Raw genomic sequence first — 20,660 nt, forward strand, 5'->3', positions numbered from 1 at the left:
GAAAGTGCAGTGAAAAAGTGGCGTCAGAGTGGCGCTGAGTGGGTTCCCGGTCAAGGAAAAACCACCGCCAGGGTCGCCCGATAGATTGGATGGGGAGACTGTGCTAAAAAGGCTGCCATGCCGTATTGGCCCTTGAGTATCAAGGGTTTCGAGCCAACGGTGAGTGGCAAACGGACAAATTGATTCACAAAGGCGACGGTAGAGCCCCTATGGAACAGCATTCCAGCGCCTTGAAGGTCATGGTGATCGACGATTCGAAAACGATTCGTCGCACCGCCGAAACGCTGTTGAAAAACGTGGGCTGTGAAGTCATCACCGCAATCGATGGTTTCGATGCCCTGGCCAAGATTGCCGACAATCATCCCGGCATCATCTTTGTCGACATCATGATGCCGCGTCTGGATGGCTATCAGACCTGCGCATTGATCAAGAACAACAGTGCGTTCAAGTCCACGCCAGTGATTATGCTGTCGTCCAGGGACGGGTTGTTCGATAAGGCCAAGGGGCGGATCGTCGGTTCCGACCAGTTTTTGACCAAGCCTTTCAGCAAGGAAGAACTGCTGAACGCGATCCAGGCCCACGTACCGGGCTTTGCCGCCGTTTCGCCGCAGTAGGACACGCACAGTGACGCTCGGCCATGGGGCCCGGTGTCGACAAGAATGGGGAAGACCATGGCACGTATTCTGATCGTCGATGACTCGCCGACCGAAATGTACAAACTGACCGGCATGCTCGAAAAGCACGGTCATGAGGTGTTGAAAGCCGAAAACGGCGCCGACGGCGTGGCCCTGGCTCGTCAGGAAAAACCCGACGCGGTGCTGATGGACATCGTCATGCCCGGCCTCAATGGTTTCCAGGCGACCCGTCAGCTGACCAAAGACCCGGAAACCGGGCACATCCCGGTGATCATCATCACCACCAAGGATCAGGAAACCGACAAAGTCTGGGGCACGCGCCAAGGCGCCAGGGACTACCTGACCAAACCGGTCGACGAAGACACCCTGATCAAGACCCTGAACAACGTGCTGGCCGGTTGATCGTCCGGCCATGACCGAGTCGCTGACGGCCTTCGAACTGCTGTTGCAGATTGACCAGCGCTGTCGTCTGCTGGCGGCGGACCTGCCGTCCCAACCGACCCGACAGGACCGCTGGAGCGGCATCGGCTTTCGACTGGGCGAGCAGTGGTATGTCGCGCCCATGGGCGAGGTCAGCGAAGTGCTGCACGAGCCGCGTTTCACACAGTTACCGGGTGTGAAACCCTGGGTCAAAGGCGTGGCTAACCTGCGCGGGCGATTGCTGCCGATCATGGATTTGGGCGGCTTCTTTTCAGGTAATGAGACGGGTCATGAACTATCGGCCCTGCGCAAGCAGCGGCGGGTATTGGTGGTGGAGCACAACGATGTGTTTGCCGGGTTGATGGTCGATGAAGTCTTTGGCTTGCAGCACTTTGCCCAGGACAGTCTGGAACCGGTGCCCATGGACGAGCAGCTGGGGCCGATCGCACCGTTCGTCAAAGGCCGGTTTCAGCGTGAACAGAATTGGCAGGTGTTCAGCCCGTTTGCGTTGGCGCAGTCGCAAGGTTTCATGAACGTAGCGCTGTAGCCGGGGCGGTGGCGCAATCCTGTAGGAGCGAGGCTTGCCCGCGAAGAACGAAAACGCGGTGTTCCTGCAAGACCGCAGCGCCTGCTTCGCGGGCAAGCCTCGCTCCTACGGGGCATAGGTTGAATTGGGTAGGACAGGCGAGGACCGATGATTAAAGCAAAAGCAGGCAAGCCAGAAGGGTCGCGCAGCCGGTCGCAGATCATCGTGCTGTTCATCGCGCTGATCATCTTCATCATGCTGCTGTTCGCCAACTTCGCGTACCTCAACACCCAGGCCAACTACGACAAACAGTACATCGGCCACGCCGGTGAGCTGCGCGTGCTGTCGCAACGCATCGCCAAGAATGCCACCGAAGCCGCCGCCGGCAAGGCCGCGGCGTTCAAGTTGCTCAGCGATGCGCGCAATGATTTCGCCCAGCGTTGGGGCTATCTGAAGAAAGGCGATCCGTCCACCGGCCTGCCGCCGGCGCCGTCCACCGTGCGCCCGGAAATGCGCGCCGTGCAACTGGACTGGGAACGTCTGCTGAAAAACACCGACGCCATTCTCTCCAGCGAACAGACCGTGTTGTCCTTGCATCAAGTCGCCGCGACCCTGGCCGAAACCGTGCCGCAGTTGCAGGTCGAGTATGAAAAGGTCGTCGAAACCCTCCTGCAACGTGGCGCCCCGGCCGCGCAGGTGGCGATGGCCCAGCGTCAGTCGCTGCTGGCCGAGCGGATTCTCGGCGCGGTGAACACTGTGCTGTCCGGCGACGAAAACTCGCAGCAGGCCGCCGACGCTTTCGGCCGCGACGCGGCGCGTTTCGGCCAGGTACTCAATGGCATGCTTCAGGGCAATGCGGCCCTGAAAGTCAGCCAGGTCGAAGACCGTGATGCCCGCGCCCGGTTGACCGAAATTTCCGAGCTGTTCGAATTCGTCTCGGGTTCGGTGGACGAAATCCTCGAAACTTCGCCGGAGCTGTTCAAGGTCCGTGAATCGGCCACCAACATTTTTACCCTGTCGCAAACGCTGCTCGATGAAGCCTCGCACCTGGCCAGCCGTTTCGAAAATCTCGCCGGCGGACGTGACACCGACACCATCGGCGGTTATGTGCTGGGCCTGCTGGCACTGATGTCGATCATCCTGATCGGGCTAGTGATGGTGCGCGAAACCAACCGGCAACTGCGTGAAACCGCCGAGAAGAACGAGCGCAACCAGAACGCGATCATGCGTCTGCTGGATGAAATTGAAGACCTGGCCGACGGCGACCTGACCGTGACCGCCTCGGTGACCGAAGACTTCACCGGGACGATCGCCGACTCGATCAACTATTCCGTTGACCAGTTGCGCGACCTGGTGGCGACCATCAACCTCACCGCCGGCCAGGTCGCCGCTGCCGTGCAGGAAACCCAGGCCACCGCCATGCACCTGGCCCAGGCCTCGGAGCATCAGGCCCAGCAGATTTCCGAAGCTTCGACGGCGATCAACGACATGGCCCAGTCCATTGATCAGGTCTCGGCCAATGCCGCGGAATCCTCGGCGGTGGCCGAGCGTTCGGTGGAGATTGCCAACAAGGGCAACGAGGTGGTGCACAACACCATCCACGGCATGGACAATATTCGCGAACAGATCCAGGACACCGCCAAGCGCATCAAGCGCCTGGGCGAGTCCTCTCAGGAAATCGGCGACATTGTCAGCCTGATCGATGACATTGCCGATCAGACCAACATCCTCGCCCTCAACGCGGCGATTCAGGCCTCAATGGCCGGTGACGCCGGGCGCGGTTTTGCGGTGGTGGCCGACGAAGTACAGCGCCTGGCCGAGCGCTCATCCGCGGCGACCCGGCAGATCGAAACCCTGGTGCGGGCGATCCAGACCGACACCAACGAAGCGGTGATTTCCATGGAGCAGACCACCACCGAAGTGGTACGCGGTGCGCGTCTGGCGCAGGATGCCGGAGTGGCCCTGGAAGAAATCGAAGGCGTATCGAAGACCCTCGCGGCGCTGATCCAGAGTATTTCCAACGCCGCGCAGCAGCAGACGACTTCGGCCGGCCAGATTTCCCTGACGATGAACGTGATCCAGCAGATCACCACGCAGACCTCGTCCGGCTCCACCGCCACTGCCGAGAGCATCGGCAACCTGGCGAAAATGGCCAGCCAGCTACGGCGTTCGGTGTCCGGTTTCACCTTGCCGGCCAAGCCTGTACAGGCTGCGGACAACGCTTGAACCGCCCCCGGGCGGACGCAACTTGATTGGAGTAGTTATGGGTGATCGGCACGACTATGTGGCCCTCGAGTGGGTCAAAGGCGAGATTGCCGAAACGCTGAAGCAGGCTCATCAGGCGATCGAAACCCTGATCGACGACCCGCAGGCGACTCACGCCCTGAGTGAGTGCCTGGCCTGTGTCCATCAGGTTCACGGCGGTTTGCAGATGGTCGAGTTCTACGGCGCGGCCCTGCTCGCCGAAGAAATCGAACAACTGATCAGCGCCTTGCAGCAGAACCGCGTCAGCCATCGCGACGAGGCGATCCACCTCTTGCTGCATGCCCTGGGGCAATTGCCGACTTACCTCGACCGGGTGCAAGGCGCCCGCCGTGACTTGCCGCTGGTGGTGTTGCCGCTGATCAACGACCTGCGCAGCGCCCGTGGCGAAAGTCTGTTGTCGGAAACCAGCCTGTTCAGCCCGCAACTGCCGGACCTGCCGCCCCTGAGCGAGCAAGCCCTGGCGCTGCTGGAGCCGTCCGACTTGCCGAATGTGCTGCGCAAGTTGCGACAGATGTTGCAGATGGCGCTTGCCGGCTTGCTGCGCGAGCAGGATGACGACACCCACTTCGATTATCTGGCCAGGGTTTTTTCGCGCCTTGAAGGGCTGTGTGGCGATGCGCCCCTGAGTCCGTTATGGCACGTCGCTTCGGCGCTGGTCGAAGGTATGCGTAATGGCTCGATCGCCAACAGCCCCACCTTGCGCAGCCTGTTCAAGGACGCCGACAAAGAGCTCAAGCGTTTGCTCGAACAGGGCATGCCCGGGATCAATCAACCGGCACCGGCAGAGCTGCTCAAGAGTTTGTTGTTCTATATTGCCAAGGCCGAACACCCCACCGGACAGATGCTGACCATGAAAGATCGCTACTCCCTTGACGACGCGCTACCCGACAGCGCGATGGTCGACGAAGAACGAGCACGGCTGGTCGGCCCGGATCGCGACGCCATGCGCTCGGTTTTGGCGGCGCTGTGCGAAGAGCTGGTGCGGGTCAAGGAGCGTCTGGACCTGTTCGTGCGCAGCGACCGCCAGCACACTTCGGACCTCGACAGCCTGCTGGCGCCCCTGCGGCAAATCGCCGACACCCTGGCGGTGCTCGGTTTCGGTCAGCCACGCAAGGTCATCATCGATCAACTGGCGGTGGTGCTGAGCCTCGCCCAGGGCCAGCGCGAACCCAACGACGCGACCCTCATGGACGTCGCCGGGGCCTTGCTCTACGTCGAAGCGACCCTGGCCGGCATGGTCGGCACCGTGGAGCCGGAAAGCCAGGAAGACAGTCGCCTGCCGACCACCGACCTGACGCAGATCCACCAGATCGTGATCAAGGAAGCGCGCATCTGCCTGCAACAGGCCAAGGACATGATCGTCGACTACATCGACGCCGACTGGGACCGCCAGTATTTGCAACCCTTGCCGGCGTTGCTGACGCAAGTACGCGGTGCGTTGGCGATGATTCCGTTGGCCCGCGCGGCGAGCCTGGTCGAGGCCTGTAACGGCTTTATCCGCGAACATCTGCTGGTGGACCCGGGCCAGCCCGGCTGGCAGCAATTGGACAGCCTGGCCGATGTCGTCACCAGCATCGAGTATTACCTGGAGCGCCTCAGCGACGACCCCGAAGCGCCCGGTGAACAACTGCTCGACGTCGCGGAAAAAGGCCTGGCCGCACTCGGTTGCTTCCCCAGCGAACAGCAGGTGCCGATGCTTGAGGCTGTACTCAGCCCCAGTGAAGCCATGCAGAACATGCAGGACATACAGGGCATACAGGAACTGGACGACCTCAAGACCGTCCAGTCGTTGGCCGATGTGTTGGCCAGCCCCGTCTCGTCCGTCAACCCGCCAGCGCTGACCACGCCGGGCAGTCTGTTGCCGCCGCCCGCCGGTGAAGAGCCGGTGGACGATGAGCTGCGGAAAGTCTTCCTGGAAGAGACCGACGAAGTGTTGGAGATCCTTCAGGAGTACCTGCCGCGCTGGTCGGCCAACCCCGACAGCCCATCGGCCTTGAGTGAATTGCGCCGCGCCTTCCATACCCTCAAAGGCAGTGGCCGGATGGTCCGCGCGCTGGTCTTGGGCGAGTTGGCCTGGGCGGTGGAAAACCTGCTCAACCGCGTGCTTGAACACAGCGTTGCGCCCTCGCCTGCGGTGCAGCACCTGGTGGGCGATGCGCTGAAGCTGCTGCCGGAACTGGTAACCGAATTCGCCGCCAATGCCCAGCGCCAGCGCAACGATGTCGACCAATTGGCCGCCCGCGCCCATGCCCTCGCCAAGGGCGATGAGCTGCTGTCCGATGAGGACGTACAGGATGTCGCGGCGCTCGATCCGCTGTTGCTGGAGATCTTCCGCAACGAAGCCGAAACCCACTTGAACAGCCTCAATCGCTTCCTCGATCAGGCCGCCGAGCACGTACCGCTGCAGGCCAGCGACGAGTTGCAGCGGGCCTTGCACACGCTCAAGGGCAGCGCCTCCATGGCCGGCGTGCTGCCGATTGCCGAGCTGGCGGCGTCGCTGGATCAATTGGCCCGGGAATACAAAGCGCACCGGATTGCCCTCGACCTGGACGAAGTCGAATTGCTGCTGGAAGCCGAAGGCTTGTTTCGCCTTGGGCTGCGACAACTCAAGAGCGACCCGCTGGGCGAAATCCCCGACGCCCGTGCGTTGATCGAACGAGCCCGGGCATTGCTGGCCGACCGTCTGCAAAGCCTCCTGAGCGCGCCCGATACCAAGCTGCGCATCAAGCGCGACCCGCAACTGATCAACAACTTTCTCGCCCAGGGCATGGACATCCTGCTGGACGCCGAAAGCCTGTTGCAGCGCTGGCAGCAGCATCCCGGCGAGCGCCAGGAACTCAGCGCGCTGCTGGACGAACTGACCACCCTCGGCGAAAGCGCGCACCTGGCCGACCTGCATCCGGTGGATGAACTCTGCGAAGCCTTGCTCGACCTTTATGGTGCTGTGGAAGAAAGCAGCCTGGCGGTCAGCGACCGTTTTTTCCACGAGGCGCAAAGTGCCCACGAAGCGCTGATCAACATGCTCGACGAACTGGCCGCCGGCCAGGAGGTCACGGCGCAACCGCAGCGGGTGCGGGCCTTGCGCGATTTGCTCGATGAGAGTCTCGATCCCTCGTCCATGGGCCTGATCCGCAGTGACGGCAGCCGTACCCTGAGCATTCGGGAGCTGGGCAGCGCCACGGCCGAGCTGGAGCAAGCCGCCACTCAGGTGGAGCTGGACGATGAAATCGTTTCGATCTTCCTCGATGAAGCGGTGGATATCCTCGAAAGCGCCGGCCAGGCCTTGCAGCGCTGGTTGAGCGACCCGGACAACGCCGCGCCGCTACTGTCCTTGCAGCGCGATTTGCATACCCTCAAGGGCGGTGCGCGGATGGCCGAGGTCGAGCCGGTTGGCGATCTGGCCCATGAACTGGAAAGCCTTTACGAAGGCCTGGTGGACCGCCGTTACAGCCACAGCGAAGCACTGGCGCAATTGCTGCAACAGAGCCATGACCGACTGGCCGTGTTCCTCGAGCAGTTGCAGCACAACCGTCCGTTGGGCGACCCGGGCGAATTGATCGAGGCCATTCGAGCGTTTCGTCTGGGCAATGCCGGCAGTGCGGACGTGATTGAACCGGCGGCCAGCAATGATTCGGCGAGCCATGATTCCGAGCTTCTGGAGATCTTCCTCGAAGAAGGTTTCGACATCATCGAAAACTCCGGCGCGGCACTGTTGCGCTGGCAGGCCGAGCCGTCGAATCGCCAGGAAGTGGAAACCCTGCTGCGCGACCTGCACACCCTAAAGGGTGGCGCACGGATGGTGGAAATTGCGCCGATTGGCGACTTGGCCCATGAACTGGAATTCCTCTACGAAGGCTTGTCGGCGGGCGTGCTGCAACCCACCGCCGAGCTGTTCTCGTTGTTGCAACGCAGCCATGACCGACTGGCGCAGATGCTCGACGCCACCCGCGCCGGTCAGCCACTGCCACCGGCCGATCGGTTGATCGATGCGATCAAGAATTTCAGCCATCCGGCGGTGCCCGAAACATCGGCACCCGTGACGCTGCCTGTAGCGCCTAAAGCCGAGCCAGCAGCACCCCAACCCGAAGGCGCCGACACGGTCAAGGTTTCGGCGGAGTTGCTCGACGACCTGGTCAACTTGGCCGGGGAAACTTCAATCTTTCGCGGGCGCATCGAACAACAGGTCAACGACGCACGGGTGGCCCTGAGCGAGATGGAAACCACCATCGAACGCATACGCGACCAGTTGCGCCGCCTCGATACCGAAACCCAGGGGCGGATTCTCAGCCGTCAGCAAGTCGAGGCCGAGCGGCTGGGCTACGAAGAGTTCGACCCGCTGGAGATGGACCGTCACTCGCAGCTGCAACAACTGTCGCGGGCGCTGTTCGAGTCCGCCTCCGACCTGCTCGACCTCAAGGAAACCCTCGACCGGCGTAATCAGGATGCGGAAAACCTGCTGCAACAGCAGGGCCGCATCAACACCGAATTACAGGAAGGCCTGATGCGCACGCGCATGGTGCCGTTCGAGCGAATGCTGCCGCGTTTGAAGCGTATCGTTCGTCAGGTTGCCAGCGAGCTGGGCAAGGACGTGGAATTCATCGTCGGCAACGCCGAAGGCGAGATGGACCGCAACGTCCTCGAACGCATGGCCGCGCCGTTGGAACACATGCTGCGCAACGCCGTCGACCATGGCCTGGAATCGGCCCAAGTGCGGATCGCGGCTGGTAAACCGGCCCAGGGCAAGATCACCCTCGACCTGTCGCGAGAGGGCGGCGACATCATTTTCGATATCCGCGACGACGGTGCCGGCGTGCCGCTGGACGCCGTGCGGCGCAAGGCGATCAAGCGCGGGTTGCTCGACCCGGACAGCGACATCAGCGACCGCGACGTGCTGCAATTCATCCTGCAGCCGGGGTTCTCCACCGCCGAGAAAATCACCCAGATCTCCGGGCGAGGCGTGGGCATGGACGTGGTTCACGAAGAAGTCCGGCAGCTCGGCGGCACCATGAGCATCGACTCGACATCGGGGCAGGGCGTGCATTTCCGCATTCGCTTGCCGTTCACCGTGTCGGTCAACCGTGCGCTGATGGTGCAATGCGGGGAGGATCAATACGCGATCCCGTTGAACACCATCGACGGCATCGTTCGGGTGTTGCCCAACGAACTTGAAGGGCATTACCGACTCGATCCGCCAACCTACGAATACGCCGGGCAGCGTTATGAGTTGTGCTATCTCGGCGAGCTGCTGAAAACCAGCACCCGCCCGAAACTGCTGGGCCAGAGCCTACCGTTGCCGGTGTTGCTGGTGCAATGCAACGAGCGGCACGTCGCGGTACAGGTGGACGCCATGGCCGGCACCCGGGAAATCGTGGTCAAAAGCCTCGGCCCGCAATTCGCCGCGGTGCAGGGTTTGTCCGGCGCGACGATTCTGGGCGATGGTCGGGTGGTGCTGATTCTCGACTTGCTGGCGCCGATCCGCGCGATGCAGGCGCGGGTGCCGCAAAGGCCGGTGACGCAGGACGTAGAGCCCGAATCGCAACGACCGTTGCTGGTGCTGGTGGTCGACGATTCGGTCACCGTGCGCAAGGTCACCAGCCGTCTGCTGGAACGTCACGGCATGAACGTGCTGACCGCCAAGGACGGGGTCGACGCCATGTTGCTGCTCGAAGAGCACAGGCCCGACCTGATGCTGCTGGACATCGAAATGCCGCGCATGGACGGCTTCGAAGTGGCGACCCAGGTCCGTGCCGACGAACGTCTGCAGCATCTGCCGATCATCATGATCACCTCCCGCACCGGCCAGAAACACCGCGACCGCGCCATGGCCATCGGCGTCAACGACTACCTCGGCAAGCCGTATCAGGAATCGGTGCTGCTCGACAGCATCGCCCGGTGGAGCAAAACCCATGCATGAACACCGCTCCAGCAACCTCACCGGCTTGCTGCTGCCTTTGGCCGACCGCAACCTGATCCTACCCAACGTCGCCGTCGCTGAACTCATCGATTACCAACCCGGCGCCTTCGACCTCGACACCCCTCCGTGGTATTTGGGACGGGTGCAGTGGCGGGAGCGGCAGATACCACTGCTCAGTTTCGAATCGGCGTGTGGCAACAAAGTGGCGATCGGTGAGCGGGCGCGGATTGTCATTCTCAATGCCCTCGGTGGAAGGCCTGAGCTGAAGTTCATTGCGCTGCTGGTGCAGGGGATTCCGCGCTCTTACAAACTCGACAGTCAGTTGAGCTATGTGGATGTGCCGTTGTGTCCGCTGGAAAAGGCGGCGGTGCAAGTAGGGGAGCAAGTGGCCAAGGTGCCTGACTTGCTCGCGCTGGAGGAACTGCTTGTAGGTGCGGGTCTGGTCTGACCGGATCCCTGTGGCGAGGGAGCTTGCTCCCGCTGGGTCGCGAAGCGGCCCCAAAACCTGCAATCGAGGTGTATCAGGTACACCGAGAACAATGGTTTTACGACTGCTGCGCAGCCGAACGGGGGCAAGCCCCCTCGCCACAGGGTTTCTGCGCTAAACCCCGGCCCGAGCCTTCATCTGCAACGACTCATGATGATCCAGCACTCGCTCCACCAACAACTGCACGCCATCTGCCAAACGGCTGAGCGCCAAGGCTACAGAGCGGCGTGAGCCTTCCACATCGTCCGCCAGATCGGCAGCAATGGCGCTGATGGACAGCAGGTCTTCGGAGGCATTGGCCAGAAGGGCTTCGGTATCGATATCGGGGGAGACGCTGAAGAGCCGGGACTTACGGCGTTTGGCCGGTTTTTCGTGGGGTGGCGGGAAGTAATGGGAGAAGGCGCGGTCGGCGGCTTCCTTCATTTTTTCTGCATCGAGTGATGCTTGGGAATCGGTGTCGGTTTCCGGGGGATTGGGAGTAGCTTTGAACATAGTGAAGCTCCATTTAATGAGTTTCAGCTGCTCCATCGGGTTCCAATCGAAGGGGTGGCAGCTGTACGCGGGCTGGAACCCGGGCAAACGGACAAAACCCGACAGACACTAAGGTCTCCCGCGCACAGCCGCCATAACGGAGTGCACACATTAAAGGTGCGCAAGCATACGTTATGAAAGGCGCTTTTGCCTCGTTAACACCACGGGGTTCCAATCCCGGTCGTTGCGGTTGGCAGCGACACACAAACGATAAAGATCAACGCAAATGCGCACCAGTCGGCGGGTTCCGGTGTTGCTGTAGGCTGCGACGCCAGACTGCGTAGCCTCACACCGTTCCTGCGGACAAACTTTTAAACACAAAACCCCGAGCGGTCGAACCTCGCCACAAAGGTTTCTGCATTAAGTTGAAGATTCCCAAAAAGGGACCTATCGTTCCTTTTTTGGGACTTATCGGTCGTTGCCGTGAAAAACCTGTCATTGAGCGAAGCCTTGTTCACCACCACCCAGCAAAAAGTGCTCGGCCTGCTGTTTGGTAAACCCGACCGAAGTTTTTACGCCAACGAGATCGCCCGCTGGGCTCAAGTGGGTAAAGGCAGCCTCATGCGCGAGCTGGATCGGTTGCAGCGGGCAGGCGTGCTGACCATGACCCGTCAGGGCAACCAGACCCACTATCAAGCCAATCCCGATTGCCCGATCTATGCCGAACTGCTGGGCATCGCCCGCAAAACCTTTGGTATTGCCGAGCCTTTGCGTCAGGCGCTCCAACCCTTTGCCGAACAGATCACCTGGGCATTTGTGTACGGCTCTATCGCCAAGGATCAGGCAAACGCATCCAGTGACATTGATCTCATGCTGATCGGCGAGGGCCTGCACTACAGTGAAGTGATGGAGCGGCTCATGCCTATGGAAGAACAACTGGGCCGCACTCTCAACCCGACGCTCTACACCCCTGAAGACTGGGCCGCAAAACTGGCGGCTGAAAACAGCTTTGTCGTGCGGGTAGTGCAACAGGACAAGATCAACCTGTTGGGTGAAAACCCTTTGGAGTCCAAGGATGGGCAGCAACGAGAATCTGGAGAATCTGTTATGTAGTGGTGGGCTGAAGGCCGAGCCGCCGGATCGCAAGGAATGTGAAGGGTTGATGCGTTCCGCATTGGATCGGTTGAAGGATGCGCAAGCCACTTCACTTTCGTTCGCAAGTCGATTCGATCTGGCTTACAACGCCGCTCACGCTGTCGCCCTGACTGCTCTGCGTTTGTGTGGTTACCGTTCGGACAAGCGCTATCTGGTATTTCAGTGTCTGGTGCATACCGCTGATGTGAACAAGGTACAGGTTCGAGTGTTGGCCCTATGTCATGAGCGGCGCAATCTGGCGGAGTACGAAGGCTATATGGATGAAGATGAGGCATTGTTGGCGCAGTTGGTGGAAATCACCGCGCAGCTTCTGCTTCGCGTGCAGCAGCAGATGACCGGACTGTAACTACCGCGCATTCATTCTGATCTCGAAAAATGTGGAGTCTGTGCCGGCCTCTTCGCGAGCAAACCCGCTTCCACAGTTGCCGGTGCGCCCCATTCCTCGGGCGCACGCCTGCAGCTCCTACACGGGTGAGCATTGTGTTCTGAAACATTGCGCTTTTAACCTTGAGGCCTGAGCCTTGCGCGCGGCGTTAATGAACGTAGAGGTGAGCAACACATGTATCACGGGGAAAGATTGAACGCCTGGACGCATTTGGTCGGGGCGGTGGCGGCGCTTGTTGGGGGCGTGTGGATGCTGGTGATCGCCAGTACGGACGGCAGCCCGTGGAAGATCGTCAGTGTGGCGATTTACGCGTTCACCTTGCTGGTGCTCTACAGCGCCTCGACCGTGTACCACAGCGTGCGCGGGCGCAAGAAAACAATCATGCAGAAGGTCGATCATTTTTCGATCTACTTGCTGATTGCCGGCAGTTACACACCGTTTTGCCTGGTGACCCTGCGCGGGCCGTGGGGCTGGACGCTGTTCGGGATTGTCTGGGGGCTGGCGCTGATCGGTATTCTGCAAGAGATCAAGCCGCGTTCGGAAGCGCGGATTCTGTCGATCGTGATCTATGCGGTAATGGGCTGGATCGTGCTGGTGGCGGTCAAGCCACTGCTGGCGGCTCTGGGCCCTGTCGGGTTTGCCTGGCTGGCGTCGGGAGGGGTGTTGTACACCGTGGGGATTGTCTTTTTTGCGCTGGACAGCCGTTTGCGCCATGCCCATGGGGTCTGGCATCTGTTCGTGATTGCCGGGAGTTTGCTGCACTTTGTGGCGATTCTGTTTTATGTCCTTTGAGGCCGCGACGGGATCAAGCGATCCAGTTGCACCTGAGCCCGTCGGCTGAACACCTGCAACAAGTCGCTCAAGGTGTGTGGCGGCGGTTCGTCGGCGCGGGTCACCGCGTACAGGGCGATCGGCAGCGCCGGCGCCAAGGGGCGAATCGCTGTGGTGGCGGGGGACGCGCCGAGCGCGGTGAACGGGTCGATCACGGCTAACCCGGCACCGGATTCAACCATCGCCCGCGCCAGCGAGTAGGTCTGCACCGCGATGCGTACTTTTGGTGGCGGATCGACCGCCTCAAGGTAACTGTCGAGTCTGGCGGCCAGCGGGTCGGCGCTGGACAGGCCGATCAGCGGCGCACCGGCCAGTTCGATTAACGGCAGTGGTTTGCCGTGAGTGTCGTCGGCCCAATAGCCCTTCGGCGCCAGCGCCACCAGCATTCCACTGGCCAGAGGCTGCGCCTTCAGGCCCGGGTGATCCGGCGCTTGCAGCGTCAGGGCGACATCCACTTCGCGCATCAGCAAATTCTGCATCAGCTCGCGGCTGTGGGCGCTGGACAGTTCGCAGGCGATTTCCGGGTAGCGTTGTGTCCATTCGTTGATCGCCGGCGGCAGCAGCGACAAGGCCAGCGCCGGGATCGCGCCGATCCGCACACTGTGGCCCGGCTCGCGACGCAGGCTCTGGGCCAGGCGTCGCACGCCTTGCAGGCTTTCAGTGACCTTATCGACCTCGCGCTCAAGCTCCAAAGCTTCGGGCGTCGGCTGCAATTTGCCGCGCACCCGCAGGAATAGTGGAAAACCCAGTTGCTGTTCGGCGTGTTGCAGCACTTTGCTCACCGCCGGCTGCGACACGTGCAGCAACTGGGCGGCGCCACTGACCGAACCGGTCTGGCGAATGGCCTGGAAGATCTCGATGTGTCGCAGTCGCATGGCAAGTCCATAACCTTTGTTTATGGGTCAGGCATCTTTATGCATTGTTCAACGGCTGTCACCTGGTCCTAACCTGAAGCCTGTTCCAACAACGCTTAAGGACAGACATGGCTCAGCGGGTTTGCATCATCGGTGGCGGCGTCATCGGGCTGACGACGGCTTACGCACTGGTTCGCGACGGCATGGACGTGACGCTGATCGAGGCCCGGGATTCGTTTGCCAGCGAGACCAGTTTCGCCAACGGCGGCCAGTTGTCCTACCGCTATGTCGCGCCACTGGCCGATGCCGGCGTACCGTTGCAGGCGCTGGGCTGGATGTTGCGCGGCGACTCGCCGCTGAAGCTACGCCCGCGCCTGGACCCGGCGCAATGGCGTTGGATGGCGTCCTTTCTGGCGGCCTGCCGGCGTTCGGTGAATCAGCGCAATGGTGCGCATCTGCTGCGTCTGGCGCTGCTGAGCCAGGCCACGCTGCAAGGCTGGCGCGACGAAGACCGTCTCGACGGTTTCGACTGGCGGCGCAACGGCAAACTGGTGACGTTTCGTGAAGCCGCAAGTTTCGAGCATGCGCGCCAAGGTCTGGCGGATCCGCGACAGCAACAGGTGTTGTCCCAGGTCGAGTGCGCGCAGTTGGAACCGGCACTTGCCAAGGCGCCGTTCGTGGGCGCGATCTACACGCCCGATGAAGAAGTCGCCGATTGCCATGCGTTCTGCCAGCAACTGGTGGCCCGGCTCAAGGCATCGGGGCGCTGCGAGTTCTTGCTGGGCCGCACGGTTACCGGCATTCGCCACAGGGACGGCGCGGTGCAGGCCATCGAAATGGGCGCGCAGGTGCTGCCGGTCGAGCAACTGGTGATCGCTGCCGGTCATCGCAGCCCGGCGCTGGCGTTGCCGGGCATGAACCTGCCGCTGTACCCGCTCAAGGGTTATAGCCTGACCCTGCCGATCCGCGCCGAACATCGCGCGCCGCAGCTGAGCATCACCGATTACAACCGCAAGATCGTTTACGCCCGCATCGGTGCACAACTGCGGGTGGCGGCGATGGTCGACATTGTCGGTTTCGACCCGGCGCTCGATCCCAAGCGACTGGCGCTGATCAAGCGCCAGGCACAGGAAACCTTGCCCAATGCCGGCGATTACGACGCTGCCATCGAATGGGCAGGCATGCGCCCGGCCACTCCCAGCGGCGTGCCGTTGATTGGCGCCACGGCATACCGCAACCTCTGGCTCAACCTCGGCCATGGCGCCCTCGGTTTCACCCTGGCTTGCGGCAGCGCTCGGCTGCTCGGCGATTTGATTAGCCGACGCGCGCCTCCGATCGAAATACAGGGCCTGACACCCCTGCGTCACCGCTAATCGCCTTACCCACAACGGAGAATAACAATGCAAAAAGTCACGTTGATCGGCTGCACCCTCGGCCTGCTACTCGCCAGTCAGGTCCAGGCCAACGAAGCGCCGCTGACCGGCACGCTGAACAAGGTCGCCAATGCCAAGAGCATCACCCTGGGCTATCGCGACGCGTCGGTGCCGTTCTCTTACGTGGGTGATAATACGGGGCAGCCGATGGGCTATTCGGTGGATCTGGCGAGCAAGATTGTCGAGCGCATCAAGCAAAAACTCGAGCTGCCGGATCTGCAGGTGAAGTACAACCTGGTGACCTCGCAAACGCGCATTCCGCTGGTGCAGAACGGCACGGTCGACCTTGAATGCGGCTCCACCGGCGTGACCGCCGAGCGCATGCAGCAAGTGGCGTTTTCCTACGGGTTTATCTACGTGAAGGGGCAGTTGCTGACGGCGAAGGACAGCGGTATCAAAAGCTTCGCCGACCTGCGCGGCAAGAACGTCGTGACCACCGCCGGCACCACCAATGAGCGGTTTCTGAAGAGCTACAACGTCGATCACAAGATCGATATGTTCGTGATCAGCGCCAAGGACCACGGCGAAGCATTCCAGATGCTGCAGTCAGGTCGGGCGGCGGCGTTCTATATGGACGATGCGCTGCTTTATGGGGAACGGGCCAAGGCGCGCGATCCGCATAAGTGGGTGGTGGTGGGCGAGGAGCAATCGCGGGAAATCTACAGCTGCATGGTGCGCAAGGACGATCCGCAATTTCTTGAGTTGGTGAATGCGACGCTCGCCGATTTGTACAGCTCAGGGGAAATCAATGGCATCTACAACCGCTGGTTCCAGCAGCCGATTCCGCCTAAAGGCTTGAACCTTGAGTTTCCGATGACCAGCGAGTTGAAGGCGATTATCGCCAGGCCGGTGAGTGAACCGGTGCAGTAGTGCCTGAAAGATCGTTCCCACGCAGAGCGTGGGAACGATCAAACCTAAAAATCGCCCCACAACTGTTGGGCTACCGCCAACGCCACCACCGGCGCGGTTTCTGTGCGCAATACACGAGGGCCGAGGCGGGCGGCATGGAAACCGCCAGTCTTGGCCTGTTCGACTTCCGCGTCGGACAACCCGCCTTCCGGGCCAATCAAAAACGCCAGCGTCGTCGGTTTCGCATGGCTCACCAGCGGCTCGGCCACCGGGTGCAGCACCAGCTTCAACTCGGCCTCTGTCTGCTTCAGCCAATCGGCCAACAACAGCGGCGGATGAATCACCGGCACCCGTGAGCGTCCGCACTGCTCGCAAGCGCTGATCGCCACCTGACGCCAGTGCATCAGGCGTTTGTCGGCGCGCTCGTCCTTGAGGCGGACTTCGCAGCGGTCGGTGAAAATCGGGGTGATTTCGCTGACGCCCAGTTCGGTAGCTTTTTGAATCGCCCAGTCCATCCGCTCGCCACGGGACAAACCCTGACCAAGATGGACCGCCAGCGGCGACTCGACCTGCCCGGTGAAGCTTTCATCGACCTGCACCACCACGCGCTTCTTGCCGACTTCCGCCAGCGTGCCGCGAAACTCATGGCCTGAGCCGTCGAACAATTGCACCGCATCACCCTCGGCCATGCGCAGCACACGGCTGATGTAATGCGCCTGGGCTTCGGGCAGCTCGTGTTCGCCGGTGCTCAAGGGGGCGTCGATAAAGAAGCGGGACAGTCTCATCTGGGGTCTCTGTAATTCGTCTGAACTGATCGTTCCCACGCTCTGCGTGGGAATGCCTCACCGGACGCTCCGCGTCCGCTTTTGGGACGCAGAGCGTCCCCGGCTGCATTCCTTTGCTGCGCGTGGGAACGAGAAAAACCTAGCCCGGATCGCGATAGCCTGGATGAAAGTCCTTCGGCACCGCCACGCTGACGCTGTCACGGGTGGCGAGGTCGATGCCTTCGCTGGCCACTTCGGCCAGAAAATCGATCTGTTCCGGGGTAATCACGTAAGGCGGCAGGAAATACACAACGCTGCCCAATGGCCGCAGTAAAGCACCTCGCTGCAGCGCATGCTGGAACACGGTCAAACCACGACGTTCCTGCCATGGGTAAGCGGTCTTGCTGGCCTTGTCCTTGACCATCTCGATGGCCAGGACCATGCCGGTCTGGCGCACTTCGGCAACGTTCGGGTGATCGACCAGGTGGGCGGTGGAGGAGGCCATGCGCTGGGCCAGGGCCTTGTTGTTCTCGATGACGTTGTCTTCTTCGAAGATATCCAGCGTCGCCAATGCCGCCGCGCAGGCCAGCGGATTGCCCGTGTAGCTGTGGGAATGCAGGAAAGCGCGCAAGGTCGGGTAGTCGTCGTAGAAGGCGCTGTAGACCTCATCGGTGGTCAGGCAGGCCGCCAACGGCAAGTAACCGCCAGTCAGGGCCTTGGACAGGCAGAGGAAGTCCGGGCGGATGCCGGCTTGTTCGCAGGCGAACATGGTTCCGGTGCGGCCGAAGCCGACGGCGATTTCATCGTGGATCAGGTGTACGCCATAACGATCACAGGCTTCGCGCAGCAGCTTGAGGTACACCGGGTGATACATGCGCATCCCGCCGGCGCCCTGAATCAGGGGCTCCAGAATCACGGCGGCCACGGTGTCGTGGTTGTCGGCCAGGGTCTGTTCCATGGCGGCGAACATATTGCGCGAGTGTTCTTCCCAGCTCATGCCCTCGGGGCGCAGGTAGCAATCGGGGCTCGGCACCTTGATGGTGTCCATCAGCAGGGCTTTGTAGGTTTCGGTAAACAGCGGCACGTCACCCACCGCCATCGCCGCCATGGTCTCGCCGTGGTAACCGTTGGTGAGGGTGACGAAGCGCTTCTTGTTTGGCTGGCCGCGGTTGAGCCAGTAGTGAAAGCTCATTTTCAACGCGATTTCGATGCACGACGAACCGTTATCGCCATAGAAGCACCGGGTCAGGCCGTCGGGCGTCATCTTCACCAGACGCTCCGACAGTTCGATCACCGGCTGATGGCTGAAACCGGCCAGGATGACGTGCTCCAGCTGATCGACCTGATCCTTGATGCGCTGGTTGATCCGCGGGTTGGCATGCCCGAACACATTGACCCACCAGGAGCTGACGGCGTCGAGGTAGCGTTTGCCTTCGAAGTCTTCCAGCCACACGCCTTCGCCACGCTTGATCGGGATCAGCGGCAGCTGTTCGTGGTCTTTCATCTGGGTGCAGGGATGCCATAACACCGCGAGATCGCGTTGCATCCACTGATTATTCAGGCCCATGTTCAGTCTCCTCGAGGCGGCTCGCTTGGTACGCGGGCAAACAATCGCGCAAGCCTATGCAATGCACCTAATGGGAACAACTCATTTTGTCGATTGAGTTACCTTGTTATTAGGCGGTAGACGTCGCTGGCGGCGTTTTGATGGCTGACGTATTCTTCGCGGTTCTTTGAGTCGTCTGACTCGCAAACCGCTATTTCCTCGTGTATTTCCGGAGTTCGCTGAATGTCTGCTGGTTGGCTGCGCGCCTGTGCGCTGGTGATGTTGGGGCTGTTCAGCGTTTCGGCGCTGGCCAAGGATAAAACGGCGATCGTGGTCGGCGGCGGGCTCTCGGGCCTCACCGCGGCGTACGAGCTGCAGAACAAAGGCTGGCAGGTCACCCTGCTGGAAGCCAAGCCGACCCTGGGCGGTCGCTCCGGCATGGCCACCAGTGAGTGGATCGGCAACGACAAGACCCAACCGGTTTTGAACAAGTACATCTCGACGTTCAAGCTGAGCACCACGCCAGCCCCTGAATTCGTGCGGACCCCGGGCTACCTGATCGACGGTGAATACTTCACCGCCGCTGATCTGGCGACTAAACAGCCGGCCACCGCCGAAGCGCTGAAACGCTACGAAAAGACCCTGGATGACCTGGCGCGCTCGATTGAAGACCCGCAAAACCCGGCCGCCAACAGCACGCTGTTCGCCCTTGACCAGATCAGCGTATCCAACTGGCTCGATCGCTTGAATCTGCCAACCACCGCGCGTCAGTTGGTGAATCAGCAGATTCGTACCCGCTATGACGAACCTTCGCGCCTGTCGCTGCTGTATTTCGCACAACAGAGCCGCGTCTACCGTGGTATTGCCGACCGTGACCTGCGCACTTCGCGTCTGCCCGGCGGCAGCCCGGTGCTGGCCCAGGCCTTCGTCAAACAATTGAAAACCATCAAGACCAGCTCCCCCGTCTCGTCCATTACCCAGGACAAGGACGGCGTGACCGTCAAGGTCGGCAGTGTTGGCTATCAGGCGGACTACGTCGTGCTGGCCGTGCCGTTGCGCGCACTGAACAAGATCCAGATGATCCCGGCGCTGGACGCTCAGCACATGGGCGCCATCAAAGGCACCAACTACGGCTGGCGTGACCAGATCATGCTGAAGTTCAAGACGCCGGTGTGGGAAAGCAAGGCGCGCATGTCCGGCGAGATCTACAGCAACGCCGGCTTGGGCATGTTGTGGGTCGAGCCAGCCCTGAAGGGCGGCGCCAACGTGATCATCAACATTTCCGGCGACAACGCACGGGTGATGCAGGCCTTCGGCGACAAGCAGATGGCCGATCAGGTACTGATTCGTCTGCACGCTTTTTATCCACAGGCACGCGGTTCGTTTACCGGTTATGAAATCCGTCGCTACAGCACTGACCCATCGATGGGCGGCGCTTACCTGGCCTTCGGCCCGGGCCAGATCAGCAAGTACTGGCGTCTGTGGGAACGTCCGCTGCAACGTGTAGCCTTTGCCGGCGAACACACCGATACCTTGTACCCTGGCACCCTGGAAGGCGCCTTGCGCACTGGTCAGCGTGCGGCCAGCCAGCTGGAAGACCTGGCGGCGGGCAAATCGTTTGAACCGGCGAAGGTTGTGCCGGCGGCGACCGCAGCAGCGGCCGGTGCTGTGGCGGTGAAGAAAGGTAACTTCTTTACCAACCTGTTCGGTGGTTCTGACGACAAACCGGAACCGGCCAAGGCGCCAGAGCCCATGGCACCGGTTGCTCCGGCTCCTGCCCCGGTCGTTGTGCCGGCGCCGGCACCGGTTGAGGCACCGAAGCCAGTGGTGCCGGTACAGGCCGAGCCGGTGAAGAAAGCACCGGCCAAAGCGCCAGTGAAAAAACCTGCTGCCAAAACCGAAGCCAAGAAGGCTCCAGCCAAGGCAACGGCGAAAAAGACTGAGCCGGTGAAGAAACCAGCGGCCAGTACCGCCGCGAAGGCGCCGGTGGTGACTGAAACCAAGACACAGTAAGTCTCGGGATCAAAAAAACGCGGCAGGGCGAACCCTGTAGGAGCGGGCTTGCCCGCGAAGACGGCGGTACAGTCAACATTAGTGTTGCCTGACACACCGCATTCGCGGGCAA

Annotated in this window: 16 protein-coding genes; 12 read left to right on the forward strand and 4 right to left on the reverse strand. The window is 61.3% G+C overall.

Translation table 11 applies throughout. The features are described 5' to 3' along the window. Positions 1–209: 209 nt before the first annotated feature. The 6 genes from pilG (at position 210) to HCU66_RS12355 (ending at position 10,208) form a co-directional block, all read left to right on the forward strand. Positions 210–614 carry a twitching motility response regulator PilG gene (gene pilG / locus HCU66_RS12330; RefSeq protein ID WP_007939368.1) on the forward strand — a complete coding sequence of 135 codons (405 nt, stop codon included), beginning with the start codon at positions 210–212 and terminating at the stop codon, positions 612–614. Positions 615–671: 57 nt separating this feature from the next. Beyond that, positions 672–1,037: a twitching motility response regulator PilH gene (pilH, locus tag HCU66_RS12335; RefSeq protein WP_007987790.1), complete on the forward strand. Its 366-nt coding sequence runs from the start codon at positions 672–674 to the stop codon at positions 1,035–1,037. Between the two features lie 10 nt (positions 1,038–1,047). Then, on the forward strand, positions 1,048–1,602 hold the full coding sequence (locus tag HCU66_RS12340) for a chemotaxis protein CheW (RefSeq protein ID WP_205888743.1): 555 nt from the start codon (positions 1,048–1,050) through the stop codon (positions 1,600–1,602). Positions 1,603–1,749: 147 nt separating this feature from the next. Further along, positions 1,750–3,807, forward strand: coding sequence for a methyl-accepting chemotaxis protein (locus tag HCU66_RS12345; RefSeq protein WP_205888744.1), 2,058 nt, complete (start codon positions 1,750–1,752; stop codon positions 3,805–3,807). Between the two features lie 37 nt (positions 3,808–3,844). After that, complete coding sequence (locus tag HCU66_RS12350; protein ID WP_205888745.1) at positions 3,845–9,760, forward strand: Hpt domain-containing protein; 5,916 nt, start codon at positions 3,845–3,847, stop codon at positions 9,758–9,760. Further along, positions 9,753–10,208 carry a chemotaxis protein CheW gene (locus HCU66_RS12355; RefSeq protein ID WP_205888746.1) on the forward strand — a complete coding sequence of 152 codons (456 nt, stop codon included), beginning with the start codon at positions 9,753–9,755 and terminating at the stop codon, positions 10,206–10,208. The genes HCU66_RS12350 and HCU66_RS12355 overlap by 8 nt, the downstream gene beginning before the upstream one ends. A gap of 153 nt (positions 10,209–10,361) precedes the next feature. On the opposite strand, the gene HCU66_RS12360 is transcribed toward HCU66_RS12355, so the two are convergent. Then, on the reverse strand, positions 10,362–10,739 hold the full coding sequence (locus tag HCU66_RS12360; protein ID WP_205888747.1) for a DUF6124 family protein: 378 nt from the start codon (positions 10,737–10,739) through the stop codon (positions 10,362–10,364). Positions 10,740–11,201: 462 nt separating this feature from the next. Between HCU66_RS12360 and HCU66_RS12365 the strand changes: the two genes are divergently transcribed. The 3 genes from HCU66_RS12365 (at position 11,202) to trhA (ending at position 13,050) form a co-directional block, all read left to right on the forward strand. Further along, entirely contained in the window at positions 11,202–11,831 is a 630-nt protein-coding gene (locus HCU66_RS12365) for a nucleotidyltransferase domain-containing protein (protein WP_205888748.1), read from the forward strand. Beyond that, entirely contained in the window at positions 11,794–12,219 is a 426-nt protein-coding gene (locus tag HCU66_RS12370; RefSeq protein ID WP_205888749.1) for a hypothetical protein, read from the forward strand. Before HCU66_RS12365 ends, HCU66_RS12370 begins: the two co-directional genes overlap by 38 nt. A gap of 213 nt (positions 12,220–12,432) precedes the next feature. Next, a complete protein-coding gene (trhA, locus tag HCU66_RS12375; RefSeq protein WP_205888750.1) occupies positions 12,433–13,050 on the forward strand; it encodes a PAQR family membrane homeostasis protein TrhA in 618 nt (205 codons plus the stop codon). Here trhA and HCU66_RS12380 read toward each other — a convergent pair. Further along, entirely contained in the window at positions 13,038–13,964 is a 927-nt protein-coding gene (locus HCU66_RS12380; RefSeq protein WP_205888751.1) for a LysR family transcriptional regulator, read from the reverse strand. The two genes, trhA and HCU66_RS12380, sit on opposite strands and share 13 nt — an antisense overlap. 107 nt (positions 13,965–14,071) lie before the next feature. Here HCU66_RS12380 and HCU66_RS12385 point away from each other — a divergent pair, with 107 nt between their 5' ends. Next, a complete protein-coding gene (locus HCU66_RS12385) occupies positions 14,072–15,316 on the forward strand; it encodes a D-amino acid dehydrogenase (RefSeq protein ID WP_205888752.1) in 1,245 nt (414 codons plus the stop codon). A gap of 27 nt (positions 15,317–15,343) precedes the next feature. Continuing rightward, positions 15,344–16,246, forward strand: a complete 903-nt coding sequence (locus tag HCU66_RS12390; RefSeq protein ID WP_205888753.1) for a transporter substrate-binding domain-containing protein — start codon at positions 15,344–15,346, stop codon at positions 16,244–16,246. A 44-nt stretch (positions 16,247–16,290) separates the two neighbouring features. Here the strand turns inward: HCU66_RS12390 and HCU66_RS12395 are convergent, their stop codons facing one another. Both HCU66_RS12395 and HCU66_RS12400 read right to left on the reverse strand, forming a co-directional pair. After that, positions 16,291–17,010 (reverse strand): 16S rRNA (uracil(1498)-N(3))-methyltransferase, encoded by a 720-nt coding sequence (locus HCU66_RS12395; RefSeq protein WP_205888754.1) that lies wholly within the window; start codon positions 17,008–17,010, stop codon positions 16,291–16,293. A gap of 139 nt (positions 17,011–17,149) precedes the next feature. Continuing rightward, complete coding sequence (locus HCU66_RS12400; RefSeq protein ID WP_205888755.1) at positions 17,150–18,556, reverse strand: adenosylmethionine--8-amino-7-oxononanoate transaminase; 1,407 nt, start codon at positions 18,554–18,556, stop codon at positions 17,150–17,152. Between the two features lie 222 nt (positions 18,557–18,778). Here HCU66_RS12400 and HCU66_RS12405 point away from each other — a divergent pair, with 222 nt between their 5' ends. Next, the gene (locus HCU66_RS12405) at positions 18,779–20,548 is read left to right on the forward strand and encodes a flavin monoamine oxidase family protein (RefSeq protein ID WP_205888756.1); all 1,770 of its coding nucleotides are present in this window, start codon (positions 18,779–18,781) and stop codon (positions 20,546–20,548) included. Positions 20,549–20,660: the final 112 nt, after the last annotated feature.

Source organism: Pseudomonas frederiksbergensis (assembly GCF_017114915.1).
GTDB lineage: Bacteria > Pseudomonadota > Gammaproteobacteria > Pseudomonadales > Pseudomonadaceae > Aquipseudomonas > Aquipseudomonas frederiksbergensis_I.